Origin of the sequence: Duganella fentianensis (assembly GCF_009857835.1) — a bacterium.
Classification (GTDB): Bacteria; Pseudomonadota; Gammaproteobacteria; order Burkholderiales; family Burkholderiaceae_D; genus Rugamonas; species Rugamonas fentianensis.
Window position 1 is genome coordinate 1,427,741 of sequence record NZ_WWCL01000001.1, and the last position, 22,299, is coordinate 1,450,039.

Below are 22,299 nucleotides of genomic sequence, written 5' to 3' on the forward strand. Positions count from 1 at the left end.
AGACATGCAGATAAAAAAACTGGTAGCTGCAATGATGGCGGTGGGCCTGGCTTCGGGCGCACTGGCAGCAGACGAGCAGGAAGAACAGAAGCAGAAGAAGGACGAGAAGATCACGCGGGTAGAAATTACCGGCTCCAGTCTGAAGCGTATCAACGCCGAAACGGCTTCGCCGGTACAGGTGGTGGATGCCAAGCAGATCGCGAACATGGGGGCGCGCACGCTGCTGCAGGTACTCGATAATCTGCCGGCTGCGCGGCCTTCGCAGCAGGACTTCCGTTCCATGTTCACCGGCTCGGATGGTGCTTCGCAGGCCAATCTGCGCGGCCTCGGTGCGCAGGGCACACTGGTGCTGCTGAATGGCCGCCGCCTGTCGTTCTACGGTGCGCCGGCCGGCTTCCAGACCATGTTCGTCAACATCGATGCGATTCCTGCGGCTGCCATCGAGCGTATGGAAATCCTGACGGACGGTGCTTCCGCCGTGTACGGCTCCGACGCGGTGGCCGGTGTAATCAACGTCATCACCAAGAAGAACTACCAGGGGCTGGAGCTGCGTGCCAACGGCGATTTTTCGCCTAGCGTGAAATCCTATGGCGAACGTCAGGCCAGCCTGCTGTATGGTCTCGGCGATCTGAATAACGAAGGCTATAACATCTATGGCTCGATCAACGTCTATCAGCGTGACCGCATTGCGCTGGAAGACACTTATCTGAAACGCCCGGCCGGCTTCTATGAAAACAACCCGACCTTTGTACCGGGCTTCCGCGTCGGCGTCGGTAGTGAACCGGGCGTGGTCAATCCCGGCACCTTCTTCGTGTTCGACAAAAACGCCAACAATGCGCGCACCCAGCGTGCCGTGAAGGGCTGCAGTACGTCGATCACGGAAGCTTCGGGTACGCGCTGCGTGTGGAACTCGCTGCCGTATGCACTCGATACGGGCCCGACTTCCGACCGTGCCACCGGCTATCTGAATGGCCGCATCAAACTGGGCGGCGATCTGGAAGCGTTTGCCGAAACGGCCTACACCCACATCAAGCTGCGCGGTGAAAACGGCCCACGCAATTTCAACAGCGGCACCGCCAGCAACTGGTTCTCGCGCAATACCGGCAACAATCTGAATACCTTCGTCACGCCGTATCTGGGCCCGAACAATGTCTACCTGAAGGGCAAGCTGGATGCCGACATGGCCGCCAAGATGGGTGGCGCCGCAGGTCTGAACTATCTGCTGACGGATGCCGTGGGCCACTTCGGCCAGACCAATATCGATAACAGCTACCGTGCGCTGGCTGGTCTGCGCGGCAGCTTCGCCAATGGCTGGGATTTCGAAACGGCGCTCAGCGTGGCAGGCAGCCACTCCACCCTGTACCAGACCATCAACATCAACACCAAAGGCTTCGAGGCGGCCTTCGGCCCGTTCACCAAGGACCCGGTCAGCGGCCGTACCTATATAGCCGATAATCCGGCCTACAAGTTCGGCGAAATCAGCGACGCCAATGCAGCGCTGCTGCGCGCAGCCTATCCGACTTTCGATATCCAGTCGTGGACCAAGCTGATTACCTGGGACGGCAAGGTAGAAGGCACGGTAGCCAAGATAGGCGAACGCGAAGTGCGTGCTGCCGTTGGCGCCAGCCTGATGCGCGAGACCTTCAGCACGCCCGGTAATGCCGATGCGGCCAATGGCCTGATTACCCAGCAGGGCGGCTCGTGGTTCGATGGCCAGCGCAATATCTCCGCCCTGTTCGGCGAGGTGGTGGTGCCGCTGACGGATACGCTGGAAATCAATGCCGCGGCACGTCTCGACAAATATCCTAACTTTGCCGCCAATCTGGCGCCCAAGCTGGGCGTGCAGTGGCGCGCCATGCCGGAAGTGATGGTGCGCGGGACTTATTCGGAAGGCTTCCGTGCGCCGAATCTGGCCGAATCGGGCAGTGGTGGCGTGTTTGCGCAGGTGGGTGGCATCCGTGATACGGTACGTTGCGACCAGACCAATGCCATGGCCAATCTGCTCAAGAAGTCCGTGGTGCCGACTGACGTCGAACTGGGCAAGACCCTGCTCAACTCCAACTGCTCCACCACTGTGGGCGGCCTGACCCCGCCGAATCCTAATCTGCGTCCGGAAAAAGCCAAGATTTCCACGGCCGGTCTGGTGCTGCAGCCCGCCAAGGATGTCAGCGTCTCGATCGACTACTGGTTCGCCTACCGTCGCAACGAGATCGTGCGTCAGGACTTCAACGAACTGTTCACCCAGCTGGTAGAAAAGTTCGGTCCTACGCTGGCCGGCACTACGGCGGCGATCCGTAACCCGATCAGCGATGCCGACCGTGGCAACATGGCGGCGGTAGCGACCATGTGCAAGAACCCCGCCAATGCAGCTGCCTGCGCCGGCACGTTGCCGACCTACACGGTGGGCAATATCGGTGGTCTGATCAACTCCTATTCCAACCGTGGCCGCACGCTGATCGACGGTATCGATCTGGACGCACGCACCCGCTTCAGTCTGGGCGCCTACGGCAAGCTGAATACGGGCGTTTCCACCACCTTCCGCCGGCGCGAAACCTATAACAGCGAGGACGGTAGCGGCTTCGGCGGCAACAACGTGGGTTACTACGATTCGCCACGCATGCGCGCCACCTTCAATGCCGACTGGAGCTACCGCGATTTCGTCACCAGCCTGTTCGTGAATTACACGGGCAAGACCAAATGGGCCTACGGTCCATGGGATGCCGACAACGCACCCGGTACCTGCAGCGCTGCCGGTGTGAAGATGCCGAGCGAACTGTGTGATGGTGCGCCGTCCTACACCACCGTCAATCTGGGGCTGAACTGGACGCCGATGAAGAACCTCGATCTGGGTCTGAACATCAAGAACCTGTTCAACAAGCAGCCTTACTATGATCCGAACGGCTGGGAAGGCTATAACCACAGCCAGAACCTGTTCGGCCGTCAGTACGCGTTCTCGCTGAACTACAAGTTCTTCTGATCGCGTCAGGGTGAGGGCAGGCCTGTGCTGGCAGCGGGTCTGCCTGCCCGACGCTACAACGAAACGAGGAGTGAAGGATGCAAGGACGTAGTTTGCTGTATTCCGCCCTGATGTGGCTATGTCTGAACAGCAGCGCGCTGGCGCAGGCAGCAGCACCAGCGGCGCAGCCTGTGCCCACCATAACGGTGGCGCTAGCAGGGAACGCGTTTGTCGTGCAGGCGCCGGACGGGGCGCAGGAGAGCATAGAAGAACAGGGGCTGACTCACTGGAGCAATCCTGCTGCGGTGATCAGCACCTATTTCCGCATGCAGCAGGCAGGCACGCTGACACTGGCGCTCGATGCCCGCCTGCAGGGCATTGAACACAGCACCATCCGCGTCACCGTGAATGGCCAGCCCTTTACGGTGGCGCTTGCGGGTAGCACAGTGCGCAGCTATGCCGTAGGCAGCATCGCCGTGGCCGCTCCCGGTTATGTGCGCGTCGATCTGCAGGGCGTGAGCAAGGATGGTAGTGCGTTCGGTGAAGTCAGCGCGCTGAAGGTGACTACGGCCAGCCCGCTGGCGTATGCCAGCGAAGCGGAGAACTATTACTGGTCGCGCCGTGGTCCTTCGGTACACCTGAACTACAGCACGCCGAATGCTACCGAGTATTTCTATAACGAGATGAGCATCCCCGAAGGTCAGGATACGCTGGGTTCCTACTTCATGGCCAACGGCTTCCGCGGCGGCTACTTCGGCATACAGGTCAACTCTCCCAGCGAACGCTGGATCCTGTTCTCGGTGTGGGATGCCCAGAACGGCGAGCGGACCACGTTGGTACGCAAGGGCGAGGGCGTGGTGGACAACAACTTTGGTGGTGAAGGCACGGGCGGGCAGAGTTATCTGGTGTTTAACTGGAAGGCCGGCACGACTTACCGCTTTATCACCCGCGGCCAGCCCGACGGTCATGGCGCCACGCTGTACTCGGCGTGGTTCTACGCACCGGAGCTGCGACGCTGGCGCTTCATCGCCACATGGAAGCGGCCGGCCACGGTCAGCTATCTGGCCGGTAACCATTCCTTCCTGGAGAACTTCGAGGATACGCAGGGTTATGCGGGACGCCGTGTTTTGTACGGCAATCAGTGGGCACGCGATAGCGGCGGTGTATGGAGCGAAGTCACCACGGCCAGGCTGACCGGTGATATGACGGCACGCAAGGCGCAGCGCATGGACTATGCCGGTGGCCTGGAAGGTGGCCGCTTCTACCTGCGCAACTGTGGCTTTTTTAATGATTATGTTGGACTCGACCAGAGCTTTACCCGTCCTGCTGCCGGCCAGCCGCCGCAAGTGGATGTGGCTAGCCTGCCGCAATGATATTTTGAGGGAGTAGCATGAAATCTGTATTCAAACGACGTGATTTTCTGGCGGCCGGTGCCGCGCTGGCCGGTAGCCTGCTGCTGCCAAGTGCCCATGCAGCGATACGTCCGCGTGTGCGCCTCGGCATGATAGGTACGGGCATGCGGGGGCAGGTGCTGCTGCAGGAGCTGCTGCGCCGTGATGATGTGGACGTGGTGGCGCTATGCGATATCGAACCTGTCATGCTGGGCAAGGCGCTCAAGCAGGTAGAAAAATTCGGCAAGGCGCGGCCACAGACCTACGGCGAAGACCGTGACCCGCAGGCGTACAAGCGCATGCTCGATGCCGGCAAGCTCGATGGCGTGATCATCGCCACGCCGTGGGAATGGCATGCACCGATGGCGATAGCGGCCATGCAGGCCAGGGTGCCGGTGGGCTGCGAGGTGGTGGCCGGCATCACCCTGCAGGATCACTGGGATGTGCTGAACACCCAGCTGAACACGGGTACGCCGTATATGCTGCTGGAGAACGTGTGCTACCGGCGCGATGTGATGGCGGTGCTGCAGATGGTGCGTGCCGGTGTATTCGGCGAACTGGTGCACCTGCAGGGCGGCTATCAGCACGATCTGCGCGCCGTGAAATTCAATAGCGGCGATCCGGCCCGGCCGTATGGCGGCGGGGTGGAATTCGGCAGCAAGGGCTGGTCGGAAGCGCGCTGGCGCACCGAACACTCGGTGCAGCGCAATGGCGAACTGTATCCTAGCCACGGCATCGGCCCGTGCGCGATGTATAGCAATATCAACCGCGGCAACCGCTTTACCCGCATCAATACCTTTGCCAGCAAGGCGCGCGGCCTGCATGACTACATCGTCAAGCAGGGCGGCCCGCAGCACCCGAATGCGCGCGTGCAGTTCAAACTGGGCGATGTGGTGACTACCACGCTGGCCTGCGAGAACGGCGAGACCATCATCCTGCAGCACGATACTTCGCTGCCGCGGCCGTACTCGCTGGGCTTCCGTGTGCAGGGTACGGACGGGCTGTGGATGGATGTGAACCATTCCATCCACATCGAAGGCAAGAGCAAGCCGCACCAGTGGGACGATTTCCAGCAGTGGCAGGACCGTTACGAGCACCCGCTGTGGAAGAAGTACGCCAGGACGGCAGAAGGGGCTGGCCATGGCGGCATGGACTTCTTCGTGATCCACGCTTTCGTGGAAGCGCTCAAGGCGGAGGCGCCCATGCCTATCGATATCTATGATGCGGTGACGTGGAGCGCCATCACGCCGCTATCGGAGCAGTCGATTGCGCAGAACTTCCAGACGCTGGACTTCCCCGACTTCACGGCGGGCCAGTGGAAGTCGCGCAAGCCGCTGTTCGCTTTCGACGATCGGTATTGATAGTCACTATTCTGCTGCGCCACTGAAGGAATAGGGCAGGCGGTGTACAATCTGGGCGCTTGAATTTAACCCAACGTTCAATCCAACCCCGTCCATGTCTGCACGCCGCCTCGCTCTCCTGACTCTCGCCACGCTAACCGCCGCCACGCTGTTCGGCTGCAAAACCACGCCGGTGGCCGAAACGCCGGCACTCCAGCCACCGGTGGCGGAACCTGCACCGCCCCGAAAAGTCCGTATCGGTCTGGCTCTTGGCGGCGGTGCGGCGCGCGGTTTTGCCCATATCGGCGTGATCAAGGCGCTGGAAGCGCAGGGCATCCACCCCGATGTGGTGGTGGGCACCAGCGCCGGCAGTGTGGTCGGCGCGCTGTACGCAGCCGGTAATACCGGCTTCCAGTTGCAGAAGATGGCGCTGGAAATGGACGAAGCGTCGATTTCCGACTGGGCGCTGCCGCTGTTCCGCAAGAGCACCGGTGTGCTCAAGGGCGAGGCGCTGCAGGCTTACGTCAACAAGGCGGTCAACAACCAGCCCATGGAGAAGCTGAAGATACCGTTCGGCGCCGTGGCGGCGGATCTGAAAGATGGTCAGCCCATCCTGTTCCAGCGCGGGAATACCGGCATGGCCGTGCGTGCCTCGTCCGCCGTGCCCGGCGTGTTCCAGCCGGTGACCATCAATGGCCGCACCTATGTCGATGGCGGTCTGGTGGCGCCGGTGCCGGTGCGCTTTGCGCGCGACATGGGCGCCGATTTCGTCATCGCCGTGAATATTTCGACCCAGGCCGATGTGCAGGCGACTGTCAGTTCGCTCGACGTCATCATGCAGACCTTCAGCATCATGGGCCAGCGCATCAATCAGTATGAACTCAAGGATGCCGATATCGTCATCGTGCCTGCACTGGGCAAGATGGCCAGCAATGATTTCGCCGGCCGTAATCAGGCCATACTGGCCGGCGAGCAGGCGGCTGCGCAGGTGATGGCGCAGCTTAAACAGAAACTGGAAGCGAAGCGCCATCCGCTGTGAGGCGGCGCTACGCTATTACACACTCCCTGAAAGAGGAAACATCATGCAAAGCAAACCTTATCTGTCGCTCGCTGACGTGAAGAAAATCGCTGCCGCCGCCGAAGCGGAAGCTGTGGCCAATAACTGGGCTGTGGTGATCGCCATCGTCGATGACGGCGGCCACCTGCTGTGGCTGCAGCGTCAGGACGGTGCGGCAGCGCTGTCGGCGCATATCGCACCGGCCAAGGCGCGCGTCTCGGCACTGGGTCGCCGCGAATCCAAGATCTATGAAGACATGATCAACAATGGCCGCACCTCCTTCCTGAGCGCACCGGCGCCGCAGACGGACGGCATGCTGGAAGGCGGCGTGCCTATCGTGGTGGATGGCCATGTGATCGGCGCGGTGGGCGTTTCGGGCGTTAAGTCGGCCGAAGACGCGCAGATCGCCAAAGCAGGTATTGCTGCACTGGGCTAAATTTTTGGTCCTGTCGCCAGATCAAGCCGCCCGGCTCAGGCCCGGCGGCTTTTGTCTTTCTGGTGCTGCATACGGCCCACTTCCAGTTGTATTTGTGAGCTCGGCGGAAATAATCAGTTGACAATAAAACGTGCTTTGTTGATACTTTTGTGATCTTTTATTCAATCAGCAATCAGGATATAGCATGAAGAAAATTCAGGCACTTGCTTTCTCGGCTCTGCTGGCACTGGGCGGCAGCGCCAGTGCGGCCAATCACCTGTACACCTTTAATGGCACAATGGCCGACGCGCTGGGCGGTGCCGACATGGTGGGTGCCGGTGGTACATTGGGCAGCACTAGCTACAGCTTCGGCAAAAACGAAGGGCTGTCGCTCGGTGAACAGCTGGGCAGCGTGTACACCATCGACATGGTGATGAGCTTCGATACCCACAGCGGCTGGCAGAAACTCATCGATTTCAAGGATCGCACCGTCGATACGGGGCTGTACACCAGTAATACCCAGTGGTACTTCTACAATGTGGGGAGCATGGGCAATGTGCCGGCGGACGGGCAGTCTGCCCGGGTAACGCTGACGCGCGACAGCAGCAAGCTGGTATCGCTGTATGTAAATGGTACGCTGGCTGGCTCTTTCGTCGATAGCGCCAACATCGCCGCCTTCGAAGGCAAGGGCGCCCACTTCTTTATGGATGACACCACGAATACCAAACCGGAAGCAGCAGCTGGCAATGTTGATTACATCGCCACCTTTGACCGTGCGCTGACAGCGGGCGAAGTGGCGGCCGGTGTGTCGCCCGTGCCGGAGCCGGCCAGTGGCGCCATGCTGGCGGCCGGTCTGGGCATGCTGGCCATGCTGCGCCGCCGTTCGCGCAAGGCCTGATACGCCTGCTGGCAGTGGTGACGATAGCCCGGCACGGCACACCGTGACCGGGCTTTTGGCGTAAAAAACTCCCGCCACGCCATTGCCAAGCAGGGGAGATTTGGTTATAATTCAAAGGTTTAGCCAATCTCACATCTACCGTAGCGACTACCACTCATCCATCTTCAATCTGACTATCCTTTCTGGCCTGAGATGGCTGAGATAGCACGACGGTCGTCTGACGTGGCGCAGCTACGGTAACTTTATCAGGAGTTGCCCTTGCCGCCATTTTTTTCTGGCCCCACCGTTCCAGCCATACTGGCCCTCGCTGACGGAACTATCTTCAAAGGTTTTTCGATCGGCGCTGCCGGCCACACTACCGGTGAAGTGGTCTTCAATACTTCCATGACGGGTTATCAGGAAATCCTGACCGATCCATCGTATAGCCGCCAGATGGTCACGCTGACCTATCCCCACATCGGCAACTACGGCATCAATCCTGAAGACGTCGAATCCTCCAAAGTTCATGCCGCTGGCCTGATCATCCGTGACCTGCCACTGGTCGCCTCGAATTTCCGCTCCACCCAATCCCTGTCCGAATACCTGAAGGCCGAGAACATCGTCGCCATCGCCGGTATCGATACGCGCAAGCTGACCCGTATCCTGCGCGAGAAGGGTGCCCAGTCCGGCGCCATCCTCGTGGGTACGCAAGGTAACGAGCCGTCGGAATCGCAGGCACTGGATCTGGCCCGTTCCTTCCCTGGCCTGTCCGGCATGGATCTGGCCAAAGTGGTCACCGTGCAGTCGACCTACGAGTTCACCGAAACCGAATGGGCACTGGGCGAAGGCTATGGCAAGCTGGCCGATCCTAAATTCCACGTGGTGGCCTACGACTTCGGCGTCAAGCGCAACATCCTGCGCATGCTGACTTCGCGCGGCTGCAAAGTCACCGTGGTGCCAGCCCAGACCAGCGCAGCCGACGTGCTGGCGCTGAATCCGGACGGTGTGTTCCTGTCGAACGGTCCCGGCGACCCGCAGCCTTGCGATTACGCCATCGCTGCCGCCAAAGTGTTCATGGAGAAGAAGATTCCGCTGTTCGGCATCTGCCTCGGTCACCAGATCATGGGTCTGGCCTCCGGCGCCACTACCCTGAAAATGAAATTCGGCCACCACGGCGCCAACCATCCGGTACAGGATCTGGACAGCAAAAAAGTCATGATCACGTCCCAGAACCACGGTTTCGCCGTTGACCCTAACACCCTGCCAGCCAACTGCCGCGTCACCCACGTGTCGCTGTTCGACGGTTCGCTGCAAGGCTTCGCCCGCACCGATACGCCAGCGTTCTGCTTCCAGGGCCACCCTGAAGCATCGCCCGGCCCGACTGACGTCGCTTACCTGTTTGACCGCTTCATCGGCCTGATGGAAGCGTCTGGAGAAAAAATAAATGCGGGGAAAAAAGTAAATGCCTAAACGTTCTGATATTAAAAGCATCCTGATTATTGGTGCCGGTCCGATCATCATCGGTCAGGCCTGCGAATTCGACTATTCCGGCGCACAGGCCTGCAAGGCCCTGCGTGAAGAAGGTTACAAAGTTATTCTGGTCAACAGCAACCCTGCGACCATCATGACCGACCCGGAAATGGCCGATGTGACCTACATCGAGCCTATCACCTGGCAAGTGGTCGAGAAGATCATCGCCAAGGAAAAACCGGATGCGATTCTGCCGACCATGGGTGGCCAGACGGCGCTGAACTGCGCGCTGGACCTGCACCGCAACGGCGTGCTGGACAAGTACAAGGTCGAGCTGATCGGCGCCACGCCGGAAGCCATCGACAAGGCTGAAGACCGCGCCAAGTTCAAGGACGCGATGACCAAGATCGGTCTGGGTTCGGCCCGTTCCGGTATCGCCCACTCGATGGACGAAGCCTGGGCTGTGCAGCGCGATGTGGGCTTCCCGACCATCATCCGCCCATCGTTTACCATGGGCGGTAGCGGCGGCGGTATCGCCTACAACGAAGAAGAATTCGAAGCCATCTGCAAACGCGGTCTGGAAGCTTCGCCAACCAACGAGCTGCTGATCGAAGAATCGCTGCTGGGCTGGAAAGAGTACGAGATGGAAGTGGTGCGCGACAAGGCGGACAACTGCATCATCATCTGCTCGATCGAAAATCTGGACCCTATGGGTGTGCACACCGGTGACTCGATCACCGTGGCGCCAGCCCAGACGCTGACCGACAAGGAATACCAGATCATGCGTAACGCCTCGCTGGCGGTGCTGCGTGAAATCGGTGTGGACACGGGCGGCTCGAACGTGCAGTTCTCGATCAATCCGAAAGACGGCCGCATGATCGTCATCGAGATGAACCCGCGCGTATCGCGTTCCTCGGCACTGGCTTCGAAAGCTACCGGCTTCCCGATCGCCAAAGTGGCGGCCAAGCTGGCTGTGGGCTTCACGCTGGACGAACTGCGCAACGAGATCACCGGCGGTGCCACCCCGGCCTCGTTCGAACCTTCGATCGACTACGTCGTGACCAAGATCCCGCGCTTTACCTTCGAGAAGTTCCCGACTGCCGACCACCACCTGACCACCCAGATGAAATCCGTGGGTGAAGTGATGGCGATCGGCCGCACCTTCCAGGAATCGTTCCAGAAAGCCCTGCGCGGTCTGGAAGTGGGCGTGGATGGCCTGAACGAAAAAACCAAAGACCGCGAGAAGATCGAAGAGGAACTGGGCGAGCCGGGTCCTGAGCGTATCTGGTACGTGGGCGACGCCTTCGCACAAGGCTTCACGCTGGAAGAAGTGCACCAGCTGACCAAGATCGATACCTGGTTCCTGATCCAGATTAAAGAGATCGTCGATCTGGAACTGTGGATGGACACCCAGAAGCTGGAACAGCTGGACAAGAACACCCTGTACAAGCTGAAACAGAAGGGCTTCTCGGACCGCCGTCTGGCCTTCCTGCTGCAGACCACGCAGGCTGCCGTGCGCGCCCGTCGTCACGAACTCAACATCCGCCCGGTCTACAAGCGCGTCGATACCTGCGCGGCAGAATTCGCCACCAACACGGCGTATATGTACTCGACCTACGATGAAGAGTGCGAATCGAATCCGACCGACAAGAAGAAGATCATGGTGCTGGGCGGTGGCCCTAACCGTATCGGCCAGGGTATCGAGTTCGATTACTGCTGCGTACACGCGGCGCTGGCGATGCGCGAAGATGGCTATGAAACCATCATGGTCAACTGCAACCCAGAAACCGTATCGACCGACTACGACACTTCCGACCGTCTGTACTTCGAATCGCTGACGCTGGAAGATGTGCTGGAAATCGTCGAACTGGAAAAACCGCTGGGCGTGATCGTCCAGTACGGCGGCCAGACCCCGTTGAAACTGGCGCTGGATCTGGAAAAGAACGGCGTGCCTATCATCGGTACTTCGCCCGACATGATCGACGCTGCGGAAGACCGCGAGCGCTTCCAGAAGCTGCTGCACACGCTGGATCTGCGCCAGCCGCCTAACCGTACCGCCCGTACCGAAGCCGACGCACTGGCACTGGCACAGGAAATCGGCTACCCGCTGGTGGTGCGTCCTTCCTACGTGCTGGGCGGCCGTGCGATGGAAATCGTGCACGAGCAGCGCGATCTGGAACGCTATATGCGCGAAGCCGTCAAGGTATCCAACGATTCGCCAGTGCTGCTGGACCGCTTCCTGAACGACGCCATCGAGTGCGACGTGGACTGCATCAGCGACGGCGAGACCACCTTCATCGGCGGCGTGATGGAACACATCGAACAGGCTGGCGTGCACTCGGGTGACTCGGCCTGCTCGCTGCCACCGTACTCGCTGGCGCAAGCGACCATCGACGAACTGAAACGCCAGACCGCGCTGATGGCCAAGGGCCTGAATGTGGTAGGTCTGATGAACGTGCAGTTTGCGATCCAGAAGCAGGAAATCAACGGCGCGCTGCAGGATGTGGTGTATGTGCTGGAAGTGAATCCGCGTGCTTCGCGTACTGTGCCTTACGTGTCCAAAGCGACCGGCCTGCAACTGGCCAAGATCGCCGCACGCTGCATGGTCGGCCAGACGCTGGCACAGCAGGGCGTGACGCAGGAAGTCGTACCTTCCTACTACAGCGTGAAAGAAGCCGTGTTCCCGTTCGTGAAATTCCCTGGCGTGGACACCATCCTCGGCCCTGAGATGAAATCGACCGGTGAAGTGATGGGCGTGGGTAAAACCTTTGGTGAAGCCTTCGTCAAATCGCAGCTGGGTGCCGGCATCAAGCTGCCGAAATCGGGCAAGGTGTTCCTGTCGGTGAAATCGTCGGACAAGCCGCGCGCCGTGAAAGTGGCACGTGATCTGGTGGAAATCGGCTTCACGCTGGTAGCCACCAAGGGCACGGCGGCCGTGATCGCCGCTGCCGGTATCCCTGTCACTCCGGTCAACAAGGTGGTGGAAGGCCGTCCGCACGTGGTCGATATGATCAAAAACCACGAAATCGTGCTGGTGATCAATACGGTGGAAGAAAAGCGCAGCGCCATTACGGACTCGCGCGCCATCCGTACCTCCTCGCTGGCAGCCCGTGTGACCACCTACACCACCATCGCTGGTGCCGAAGCGGCGGTGGAAGGTATCCGTCATCTGGATCAGTTGCAAGTGTACGATTTACAAGGGCTGCATAAAACCTTACACTAAGGTTCTTGAGTCAGCGCGGTGTTCCACTGCGCTGACACCAAGCAGGACTTCCTAACCACAGAGCTCGCGCAGCAGGCAGGCGCGGCCTCTGTGGTTTTCCATTGTTACAACAGAGTAAATACAAGATGACATCAGTTCCACTTACCAAGTTCGGCGCAGAGCTGCTCCGCGAAGAGTTGCACCAGTTGAAGCACGTAGAGCGTCGCGTCGTGATCGACGCCATCGCCGAAGCCCGTTCGCACGGCGATCTGTCGGAAAACGCCGAATACGATGCTGCCAAAGAGCGTCAGGCTTTTGTCGAAGGCCGTATTGCCGAACTGGAAGGCAAGCTGAGCACGGCTCAGATCATCGATCCGACCACCCTGGATGCGGAAGGCCGCGTGGTGTTTGCTTCGACCGTGGATCTGGAAGATCTGGAATCGGGCGCCAAAGTGACCTACCAGATCGTCGGCATCGACGAAGCCGACCTGAAACTGAGCAAGGTGTCCGTGACTTCGCCTATCGCCCGTGCCCTGATCGGCAAATCGGCTGGCGACGTAGTGGAAGTGCAGGCCCCGTCGGGTCCGCGCGAATACGAAATTCTGGAAGTGCGTTACGTCTGATGTTACTCGCACGTACACGGCTACTGGTTGCAACGCTGTGGGCGGGCAGTATCTGGACGGTCGGCTATCTGGCCGCGCCGACCCTGTTTGCCACGCTGAGTGACCGTGTGCTGGCTGGCAATATCGCCGCCAATTTATTCGCCCATCAGGCCTGGCTGTCGATTGCCTGCGCGCTGGTGATGCTGGCTTTGCTGTGGGTAGGGCGGGGGAGCGAGACGGGCGGCATTTTTGCCGGCTCGGCGGCCAATTCGGCGGCCCGTACCCGCCGCGTGCTGCTGGTGATCGTCGCCATCATGCTGGCCTGTACCCTGATCATGCACTTCGGTCTGCAGCCTATGATGGCCAGCCTGCGCGCTGCGGCGGGCCCCGGTGGCGTGATGGAAGAGGCCGCTCACAACGAATTCGGCATATTGCACGGCATTTCCAGCAGCGTCTATCTGGTGCAGAGCTTGCTTGCTGTCTGGCTGGTGCTTAAGCAGTAAGCAGCGCCGAGGGCAGTTGGACTGTCTGTAAACAAAAGCGGGGCCAGAGCATGGTGCATGCTCTGGCCCCGAATTTCTCGCAAAAACGCGGTCTAAACCGGCTTAGCCCAGACTCTTTTTAGTCGATTTCTGACGCACTTTGGCGCGTTTGATGTTGCCGCCCTGGGTGACGCGTTCGTTGCCTTTCAGCAGAACTTTGGTCACGGATGGACGTTTGGTGCCGCTTGGGCTAGGCTTGACGATGGTGACTTCGCGCAGACCGCGGCCAGCCGTGGCGCTACGCTCGTTCGCTGCTTCCTTTTTAGGACGGTAGAGCACCAGCAGTTTGCCGATGTGTTGCACTGGAGCAGCGTCGAGCTGTTCGCAGATGCTTTCATACATGGCAATACGGGCTTCGCGGTCGTCGCCGAATACGCGCACCTTGATCAGACCATGGGAGTCGAGGCCCAGCGAGATTTCCTTGAGGACGTTGGCGGTTAATCCCGCCTCGCCGATCAGGACGATAGGCTTGAGACCATGCGCTTCGGCGCGCAGTGCGCTGCGCTCAACGGGTGTAAGTTTTTGCATAATAATATTTTTTAGTAGTTCCCTTAAAGGCAGTATTCTACGCGAATGGCAAAGAACAAAATCAACAAAAACTGGATTCACGACCACATTAACGATCCTTACGTGAAATTAGCGCAAAAAGAGGGCTTCCGAGCCCGTGCTGCGTTCAAGCTCAAGGAGATCGATGAGGACGAGAAGCTGATCAAACCGGGCCAGGTCATCGTCGATCTGGGCTGTACGCCGGGCAGCTGGGGCCAGTACACGCGTCGCAAGCTGGCCGGCAAGGAGGGCGGCGGCATTAATGGCACGCTGATCGGGCTGGATATCCTGCCGATGGAGCCGATTGCCGATTTCCACTTCATCCAGGGCGATTTCCGCGAGCCGGAAGTGCTGCAACAGCTGGAAAATGTGGTGCAAGGTCAAAAAGTCGATCTGGTACTGTCCGATATGGCACCCAATCTGTCCGGTATCGCTGCCTCCGATGCGGCGCGGATGGAACATCTGATCGATCTGGCCATCGAATTCTCCCAGGCCCATTTGAAGCCGGGCGGGGCGCTGCTGGTGAAATGCTTTAAAGACATGGGTTTCAACGACATCGTGCTGAAGTTCCGTCAGGAATTCAAAACCGTGACCCAGAAAAAGCCGAAAGCCAGCCGCGACAAGTCTTCGGAAATCTTCTTGCTGGGGCGCGGACTGAAAAATCCGACGGAAGGCATGCTTTCTTCGCAACCTTACGATGACGGTGATTTCCCTCCCGTCCGCCCTTGATATTTGCCTGACGGGCCGCACATAGCCACCGTGAAGATCAGTTTTGACTTGATCGCACCCGTGTTTTGGTCAAATAATGTGTTTTAGGCGAGAAATCTGCGCGCACCCCTGAATGGCCTTCTGGCAGTGGCTGTTTATTGCAGGTAAAATCGGATTTCAAGCTATAGGTTACAGATGCGCCCCGCATCCAAGGAGTTTTCGTGAATAACATGTTTTCCAAATCCGCCATCTGGGTAGTTGTGGTGTTGCTGCTGCTGATGTTGTACAAGCAGTTCGACAGCCATAGCGTGTCCGGTGGTCCTAAAACGATCGCTTATTCCGATTTGCTGGATGAGGTTAAAGCCAAGCGCATCAAGGATGTGGTGATCGAAGGCGCCAACATCACTGCCACCCGCAGCGATGACACCAAGGTGCGCTCGACTGCCACCATGCTCGATCGCGGTCTGGTTGGCGACCTGCGCGATGCCGGCATCCACTTCGATATCAAACCACCTGAAGAGCCTGGCTTCCTGCAGCAGGTCTTCGTGTCGTGGTTCCCTATGCTGCTCTTGATCGGCGTGTGGATCTTCTTCATGCGCCAGATGCAGGGCGGCGGCAAGGGCGGTGCCTTCTCCTTCGGTAAATCGAAGGCGCGCATGATGGATGAAACCAATAACACCGTGACCTTTGCCGATGTGGCCGGTTGCGACGAAGCCAAGGAAGAAGTTAACGAAATCGTCGACTTCCTGAAAGACCCGAGCAAATTCCAGAAACTGGGTGGCCGCATTCCGCGCGGCGTGCTGATGGTCGGCCCTCCGGGCACGGGTAAAACCCTGCTGGCGCGCGCGATTGCCGGCGAAGCCAAAGTACCGTTCTTCTCGATTTCCGGTTCGGACTTCGTGGAAATGTTTGTCGGCGTGGGCGCCAGCCGCGTACGCGACATGTTCGAAAACGCTAAAAAGCACTCGCCTTGCATTATCTTTATCGACGAGATCGATGCCGTCGGTCGTCATCGTGGCGCCGGCATGGGCGGCGGTAATGACGAGCGCGAACAGACGCTGAATCAGCTGCTGGTGGAAATGGACGGCTTCGAAGCTTCGTCCGGCGTGATCGTGGTCGCTGCCACCAACCGTGCCGACGTGCTCGATAAAGCGCTGCTGCGTCCGGGCCGTTTCGACCGTCAGGTATCGGTAGGCCTGCCGGATATCCGCGGCCGCGAACAGATCCTGAACGTGCACATGCGCAAAGTGCCTATCGGTACCGACGTCAAGGCCGACATTCTGGCCCGTGGTACGCCCGGCTTCTCGGGTGCCGATCTGGCCAATCTGGTCAACGAGGCCGCCCTGTTTGCCGCGCGTCGCAGCAAGCGTCTGGTCGACATGATCGACTTCGAAGATGCCAAGGACAAGATTTTCATGGGCCCGGAACGCAAGTCCATGATCATCCGCGAGGAAGAGCGCCGCAACACGGCTTACCACGAGTCCGGCCACGCGGTGGTGGCCAAGCTGCTGCCCAAGGCTGATCCCGTGCACAAAGTCACCATCATGCCGCGCGGCTGGGCACTGGGCCTGACCTGGCAGCTGCCTGAGCACGACAATATTTCGGGCTACAAGGACAAGATGCTGGAAGAAATTTCCATCCTGTTCGGTGGCCGTATCGCGGAAGAGATTTTCGTCGGCCAGATGTCGACCGGCGCATCCAACGACTTCGCCCGTGCCACCAAGCTGGCCCGTTCGATGGTAACCCGCTTCGGCATGTCCGACAGCATGGGCGTGATGGTCTACGAAGACAGCCAGAACGATGGTTTCTTCGGTGGTGCATCCAAAACTATTTCGGAAGCCACCCAGCAACTGGTTGATGCGGAAATCCGTCGCATCCTCGATACCCAGTATCAGCTGGCGCGCAAGCTGCTGGAAGAAAACCGCGACAAGGTCGAAGTGATGACCAAGGCGCTGCTGGAATGGGAAACCATCGATGCTGACCAGATCAACGACATCATGGCCGGTCTGGAACCACGCGCACCGAAAGCTGGCGTGACTATCCGCAAGCAGCCACCTAGCGATGGCGGTTCGGGCGTAGCGCCTAGCGTCACGGCACCAGCCTAAGCAGCTAGCCTAGCTTGTTCTAGCGGCAAGTAACATCGGGGTGAGGAGTGATCCTCGCCCCTTTTTCATTGTACTGACACACTCCATGCATAGCACTTTACAGTTTGGCCGCTTCAACTACCCCCTGAGCGGCGAACATACCCGCGCCCGTGTGATGGGCATCCTGAATATCACCCCTGATTCCTTCTCCGATGGCGGCCAGCACCATACGCTGGAATTTGCCATTTCCCATGCCGAGGAAATGATACGGGACGGCGTCGATATCATCGACGTGGGCGGCGAGTCGAGCCGGCCCGGTGCCGATCCCTTACCGCTGGAGCAGGAGTTGCAGCGCGTGATGCCGGTGCTGTACGCACTGCGCGATCAGGGCCCGGCCATCTCGGTGGATACCTACAAGCCGCAGGTGATGCGCGAAGCCATCATCGCCGGTGTCGACATGATCAACGATATCAACGGCTTCCGCGCACCCGGTGCGATCGAGGCGGTGCGTGATAGTGATTGCGCGCTGTGCATCATGCACATGCAGAAAGACCCGCAGCAGATGCAGCTGGCGCCCCAGTATGGCGACGTGGTGGCCGAAGTGATTGCCTTTTTGCGCGAACGCATCGAGGCCATGACGGCGGCAGGCATTGATCCGCGCCGCATCTGTGTTGATCCGGGCTTTGGCTTTGGCAAGACCTTAGAGCATAATTATGTTTTGCTAAGATCTACCGCGCGTATCATTGCCGAGCTACAGATGCCGCTGCTGGCGGGCCTGTCGCGCAAGTCCATGGTGGGCGGCGTCACGGGCAAACCGGTCGAGCAGCGTATGGCAGGCAGTCTGGGCGGTGCTCTGGCTGCGGTGGCGCAAGGTGCTGCCATCGTGCGCGTGCATGATGTGGCGGAAACCGTGGATGCTTTGAAGGTCTGGCAGGCTGGAATTAACCGATAACGATAGAGAGAAACACAATGTCCCGTAAATATTTTGGTACCGATGGCATCCGTGGTCTGGTCGGCGAAGCACCGATCACGCCGGACTTTGTGATGCGTCTGGGTTATGCCGCCGGTAAAGTACTGGCCAGCGGCCGCAGCGGCACTTCGCGTCCGACTGTGCTGATCGGCAAAGACACCCGTATTTCCGGCTACATGCTGGAAGCGGCGCTGGAAGCCGGGTTCTCGGCAGCCGGCGTGGATGTGATGCTGGCGGGCCCGATGCCGACGCCGGCGATTGCCTACCTGACCCGCGCGCTGCGCCTGTCCGCTGGCGTGGTGATCTCGGCATCGCACAACCCCTTCCAGGACAACGGCATCAAATTCTTCTCCGAGCACGGCACCAAGCTGCCGGATGCCGTAGAACTGGAGATCGAAGCTGCGCTGGATCAACCCATGTCCTGCGTGTCGTCGGAAAAGCTGGGCCGCGCCAAGCGCCTGGACGATGCTAACGGCCGCTACGTGGAATTCTGCAAGAGCACCTTCCCGAACGAGCTGGATCTGCACGGCATGAAGCTGGTGGTCGATTGCGCCCACGGCGCTGCCTACAATATCGCACCGCACGTGTTCCACGAACTGGGTGCGGAAGTCATCGCTATCGGCAACAAGCCCGATGGTTTTAACATCAATCTGAAACACGGTGCCACCGCGCCGGCGGCCATGGCCGAAGCGGTGCGCGCCCATGGCGCCGACCTTGGTATCGCTCTCGATGGCGATGCGGACCGCCTGATCATGTGCGACGCCAACGGCCGCCTGTATAACGGCGACGAACTGCTGTACCTGATGGTGATGGACCGTCTGGCTACCGGCCCTGTGGCGGGCGCCGTCGGCACCCTGATGACGAATATGGCAGTGGAAGTTGCGCTGAAACAGAAGGGCATAGGCTTTGCCCGTGCCAAAGTGGGCGACCGCTACGTGCTGGAAGTGATGAAGGAAAACGGCTGGATGCTGGGCGGCGAAGGTTCAGGTCACCTGCTGTGCCTCGATAAACATACCACGGGCGACGGCATCATCTCGGCGCTGCAAGTGCTGTCGGCGCTCAAGCGTGCCGGCAAATCGCTGGCCGATTGCACCAAGGATCTGGTGATCTTCCCGCAAGCGCTGGTGAACGTGCGTGTGACTCCGGGCTTTGACTGGACCAAGAACGCCGCCATGGTGGCCGAGAAAGAAGCGGTGGAGCGCGAGCTGGGCGATAGCGGCCGCGTACTGATCCGCGCATCGGGCACGGAGCCGCTGATCCGCGTGATGGTCGAAGCGCGTGAAGAGGATGCCGCACAAAGCATGGCACGCCGGATTGCCGACAAAATGGCAGCCTGAGGCAGGGCTGAATATTTTGACAATGAAAGAAAATGCTTGCTCACATTGACGTTATAGAGAGCAAGCGTTAGAATGATGTCTTCGGAGTGTGGCGCAGCCCGGTAGCGCACCTGGTTTGGGACCAGGGGGTCCAAGGTTCGAATCCTTGTACTCCGACCAAAAACACTAAACGGGTTGTCGTTGAGACAGCCCGTTTTTCATTTCCGACGGCAATTCCCGTCGCGACACAGACTGCCCATAGCTCAGTTGGATAGAGCATCAGCCTTCTAAGCTGAGGGTCGCAGGTTCGATTCCTGCTGGGCAGGCCAAAATACTCAGCTAAATCAACGATTTATATAGTTTATATTTAAATCTATTGGGGTAGTTGGGGTAATTCAAATCGATATCTTCGCCTGCCGGATGAATTCTGGCTTGGGGCAGCTTGAACTAATCTCGTTCCAATCTTGATAAGATGCTATTCTTGGTAAAAATGAAAATAGCACCTGCCGGTTGATCGCGCCGCACCGGTGTGCGGCAGGTGCTGGCGGAATCGGGAGATGGAATTGCGGGTATTGTTATCGGCACTATTGCTGGCCTCGGGCGCTGGTGTGGCACAGGCGGAGCCTCAGGCGCCATTGCAGGAACAGATACAGGCATCAATACAGGCACGTATAGCGCGGGTAGAGCAGGGCTTGCTGCTGCCGGTGGCTGTGCAGGGGCAGGCCGCGCCTGCCATGTCGCTGCAGCAGCGCATGGCCTACTGGCGTGTGCCCGGTGTGAGCGTGGCGCTGATCAACCATGGCGCGATCGAGTGGGTGCGCGCCTACGGTGTCACGGATGCCGGCGGCCAGCAGGCCGTGACGCCGGAGACGCTGTTCCAGGCCGGCTCGGTGAGCAAGCCTGTTACGGCGGCACTGGTCATGCGGCTGGCGGCGGCCGGCACAATCGATCCCGATGAAGACGTCAATCTGCGCCTGCGTGGCTGGCATGTGCCTGCAGGTGCGCCAGTCGTCACGGCCCGCACTTTGCTGAGTCATACGGCCGGCATGCCGGAATATGGTCTGACCGGCTATGCCAGCGCCGCAAGCATTCCGACGCTGCTGCAGGTGCTGCGTGGCGAGGCTCCGGCCACCAATCCGCCTGTCACGCGCCGCAGCCAGCACGACTATGCCTACTCCAGCCTGGGCTACGTGGTGCTACAGCAGTATCTGGAAGATGCCACGCAGCGGCCTTTCGCGGCACTGGCACAAACGGAAGTACTGCAGCCGCTGGGTATGCATGCCTCGCTGTTCGCGCCGTCGCCGCAGCCAGCGCAGGCTGCACGGGCGGCAGCCGGACATGATCTGGATGGCGCTGTGCTGGCCGGCCGCTGGCGTCTGCATCCCGAGCTGGCGCCCACCGGTTTATGGAGCACGGCGACAGATCTGGCGCGCTTCGCACTGGCCATGCAGGCTGCAGCAGCAGGACAGAATAAACAGTGGCTGGCACCGGCGGCTGGCCAGGCCATGCTGACGCCGGTGAGCAATGAGTACGGACTAGGCTTCGAACTGGACCACGCCGGCAAGGCGCCGGCTTTCCATCACAGCGGCTCGACCATAGGCTACAAGGCGCTCATGTTTGCCTATACGCAGACAGGGCAGGGCGCGGTGATCCTGACCAATGGCGATGGCGCATGGCCGCTGATCGAGGAGCTGATGCGCAGTATCGCTGCCGAATATGGCTGGGAAGATTATCGTCCTGTCGTGCGCGCCGCTGCGCCACCGCGGACCGACCTGTTTGACCAGTTCACCGGGCAGTTCAAGGTGGCCAATACCACGCTGCGGATTACGCGCGTGGGCGACACGCTGATGGTGGCGGGGCCGCCGCTGGGGCCTGCCGCGCTGGAGCTGATTGCGGCCGGACCCTATGATTATTTTGTGCGCGAGAAGGATGCGACCTTGCACTTCGACGCCAATCAGGGCCAGCCTGTACAGACTCTGACGCTGCTTGATGGCCGCCCGCGCGCCGGCCAGCGCCTGCCTTAACGTCACCGTGTTTTGCAGCTTGTGCCTTGCCGTTTTCGCGAGCGGACGTGGATGCAGGCTGTTACTGCATAAGGTGACATTTGGCGCATTTTCGTCGCAAGTCCGCTGGTAAGCTCGTTTCATTTTTCAGCATTATCATGGGAGTACCAAGAGGCATGGCCAGATATCTACTACTGTTTTTCTCTCTGCTGGTGAGCGTTGCCACCTGCGCGGCACAGGAGCGCGCCGACGATCCGTTGCGGCCCCTGACGGAGTGCGTCAACCGTGATGGCTTCCAGTCCCGCCAGCGTGACCGCCTGCCTGTCAGCGCGACGGGTCGTATGGTGAGTACCCGTCAGGGTGAGCTGTCCGTGTCGACTGCCGACGGCTACCGCCTGATGATGTTCCGTAACAGCAGCGCGCCGCTGGTCAACCTGAAGCTGGAGCGCTCGTTCCGCGGGCGCTTTGCCGATGACCGCGTGGCCATCATGACACAGGTGCAGGATATTGCGGCCGCCAGCAAGGCGCCCCACCTGCTCGTGCTGGAGCGCAGCACGCAGCAGGGTATCGAGATACTCGGCCTGAACTTCGCAGTTTTCGGGCAGGCCAGTGGCGTGATCAGTCACTACACGCTGTTCGATGAGCGCAGCGGCACCATCGCCACCGCCTATCTGCTGAATCAGCGGCAGGAGGTGCGCGATTTTGCGAACGAGGCAGAGTACCTTGCCCTGCGCGAGCAGTTTATTGGCCTGCTGGCTGGGTGTCTGGCCACTGCCGCTCAGGTGCCCGCGCAGCAGCAATGAAGCGGCGAGAGATGGAT

17 protein-coding genes and 2 tRNA genes are annotated in these 22,299 nt (G+C 59.8%); 18 read left to right on the top strand and 1 reads right to left on the bottom strand.

What is annotated here, in order from left to right; translation table 11 throughout:
- The first annotated feature begins 4 nt into the window (after positions 1–4).
- The 10 genes from GTP23_RS06200 (at position 5) to GTP23_RS06245 (ending at position 13,813) form a co-directional block, all read left to right on the top strand.
- Positions 5–2,977, top strand: a complete 2,973-nt coding sequence (locus GTP23_RS06200; protein WP_202411935.1) for a TonB-dependent receptor plug domain-containing protein — start codon at positions 5–7, stop codon at positions 2,975–2,977.
- Between the two features lie 77 nt (positions 2,978–3,054).
- Positions 3,055–4,329 carry a DUF3472 domain-containing protein gene (locus GTP23_RS06205; RefSeq protein ID WP_229255934.1) on the top strand — a complete coding sequence of 425 codons (1,275 nt, stop codon included), beginning with the start codon at positions 3,055–3,057 and terminating at the stop codon, positions 4,327–4,329.
- Positions 4,330–4,346: 17 nt separating this feature from the next.
- Complete coding sequence (locus GTP23_RS06210) at positions 4,347–5,708, top strand: Gfo/Idh/MocA family protein (RefSeq protein ID WP_161034292.1); 1,362 nt, start codon at positions 4,347–4,349, stop codon at positions 5,706–5,708.
- A gap of 94 nt (positions 5,709–5,802) precedes the next feature.
- Complete coding sequence (locus GTP23_RS06215) at positions 5,803–6,726, top strand: patatin-like phospholipase family protein (protein WP_161034293.1); 924 nt, start codon at positions 5,803–5,805, stop codon at positions 6,724–6,726.
- Between the two features lie 43 nt (positions 6,727–6,769).
- Positions 6,770–7,180: a GlcG/HbpS family heme-binding protein gene (locus GTP23_RS06220; RefSeq protein WP_161034294.1), complete on the top strand. Its 411-nt coding sequence runs from the start codon at positions 6,770–6,772 to the stop codon at positions 7,178–7,180.
- Positions 7,181–7,364: 184 nt separating this feature from the next.
- Positions 7,365–8,057 (top strand): LamG-like jellyroll fold domain-containing protein, encoded by a 693-nt coding sequence (locus tag GTP23_RS06225; protein WP_161034664.1) that lies wholly within the window; start codon positions 7,365–7,367, stop codon positions 8,055–8,057.
- 258 nt (positions 8,058–8,315) lie between these two features.
- Positions 8,316–9,506, top strand: a complete 1,191-nt coding sequence (carA, locus tag GTP23_RS06230; RefSeq protein ID WP_161034295.1) for a glutamine-hydrolyzing carbamoyl-phosphate synthase small subunit — start codon at positions 8,316–8,318, stop codon at positions 9,504–9,506.
- On the top strand, positions 9,499–12,729 hold the full coding sequence (gene carB, locus GTP23_RS06235; RefSeq protein ID WP_161034296.1) for a carbamoyl-phosphate synthase large subunit: 3,231 nt from the start codon (positions 9,499–9,501) through the stop codon (positions 12,727–12,729). Before carA ends, carB begins: the two co-directional genes overlap by 8 nt.
- A 125-nt stretch (positions 12,730–12,854) precedes the next feature.
- Positions 12,855–13,331 carry a transcription elongation factor GreA gene (gene greA, locus GTP23_RS06240; RefSeq protein ID WP_155433667.1) on the top strand — a complete coding sequence of 159 codons (477 nt, stop codon included), beginning with the start codon at positions 12,855–12,857 and terminating at the stop codon, positions 13,329–13,331.
- A complete protein-coding gene (locus GTP23_RS06245; RefSeq protein ID WP_161034297.1) occupies positions 13,331–13,813 on the top strand; it encodes a DUF4149 domain-containing protein in 483 nt (160 codons plus the stop codon). Before greA ends, GTP23_RS06245 begins: the two co-directional genes overlap by 1 nt.
- Before the next feature lie 102 nt (positions 13,814–13,915).
- Here the strand turns inward: GTP23_RS06245 and yhbY are convergent, their stop codons facing one another.
- On the bottom strand, positions 13,916–14,380 hold the full coding sequence (gene yhbY / locus GTP23_RS06250) for a ribosome assembly RNA-binding protein YhbY (protein WP_155433669.1): 465 nt from the start codon (positions 14,378–14,380) through the stop codon (positions 13,916–13,918).
- 45 nt (positions 14,381–14,425) lie between these two features.
- Between yhbY and GTP23_RS06255 the strand changes: the two genes are divergently transcribed.
- The 8 genes from GTP23_RS06255 (at position 14,426) to GTP23_RS06290 (ending at position 22,282) form a co-directional block, all read left to right on the top strand.
- Positions 14,426–15,127 (top strand): RlmE family RNA methyltransferase, encoded by a 702-nt coding sequence (locus tag GTP23_RS06255; protein WP_155433670.1) that lies wholly within the window; start codon positions 14,426–14,428, stop codon positions 15,125–15,127.
- Positions 15,128–15,327: 200 nt separating this feature from the next.
- Positions 15,328–17,211, top strand: a complete 1,884-nt coding sequence (gene ftsH / locus GTP23_RS06260; RefSeq protein ID WP_348694101.1) for an ATP-dependent zinc metalloprotease FtsH — start codon at positions 15,328–15,330, stop codon at positions 17,209–17,211.
- Positions 17,212–17,296: 85 nt separating this feature from the next.
- Entirely contained in the window at positions 17,297–18,142 is an 846-nt protein-coding gene (folP, locus tag GTP23_RS06265; protein WP_161034298.1) for a dihydropteroate synthase, read from the top strand.
- A gap of 17 nt (positions 18,143–18,159) precedes the next feature.
- Entirely contained in the window at positions 18,160–19,497 is a 1,338-nt protein-coding gene (gene glmM / locus GTP23_RS06270) for a phosphoglucosamine mutase (RefSeq protein WP_161034299.1), read from the top strand.
- 82 nt (positions 19,498–19,579) lie between these two features.
- A tRNA-Pro gene (locus tag GTP23_RS06275) sits at positions 19,580–19,656 on the top strand.
- Positions 19,657–19,728: 72 nt separating this feature from the next.
- Positions 19,729–19,805 (top strand) — tRNA-Arg (locus tag GTP23_RS06280).
- Positions 19,806–20,033: 228 nt separating this feature from the next.
- Positions 20,034–21,500: a serine hydrolase domain-containing protein gene (locus tag GTP23_RS06285; RefSeq protein WP_161034300.1), complete on the top strand. Its 1,467-nt coding sequence runs from the start codon at positions 20,034–20,036 to the stop codon at positions 21,498–21,500.
- Positions 21,501–21,655: 155 nt separating this feature from the next.
- Complete coding sequence (locus GTP23_RS06290) at positions 21,656–22,282, top strand: hypothetical protein (protein ID WP_161034301.1); 627 nt, start codon at positions 21,656–21,658, stop codon at positions 22,280–22,282.
- Positions 22,283–22,299 lie beyond the last annotated feature (17 nt).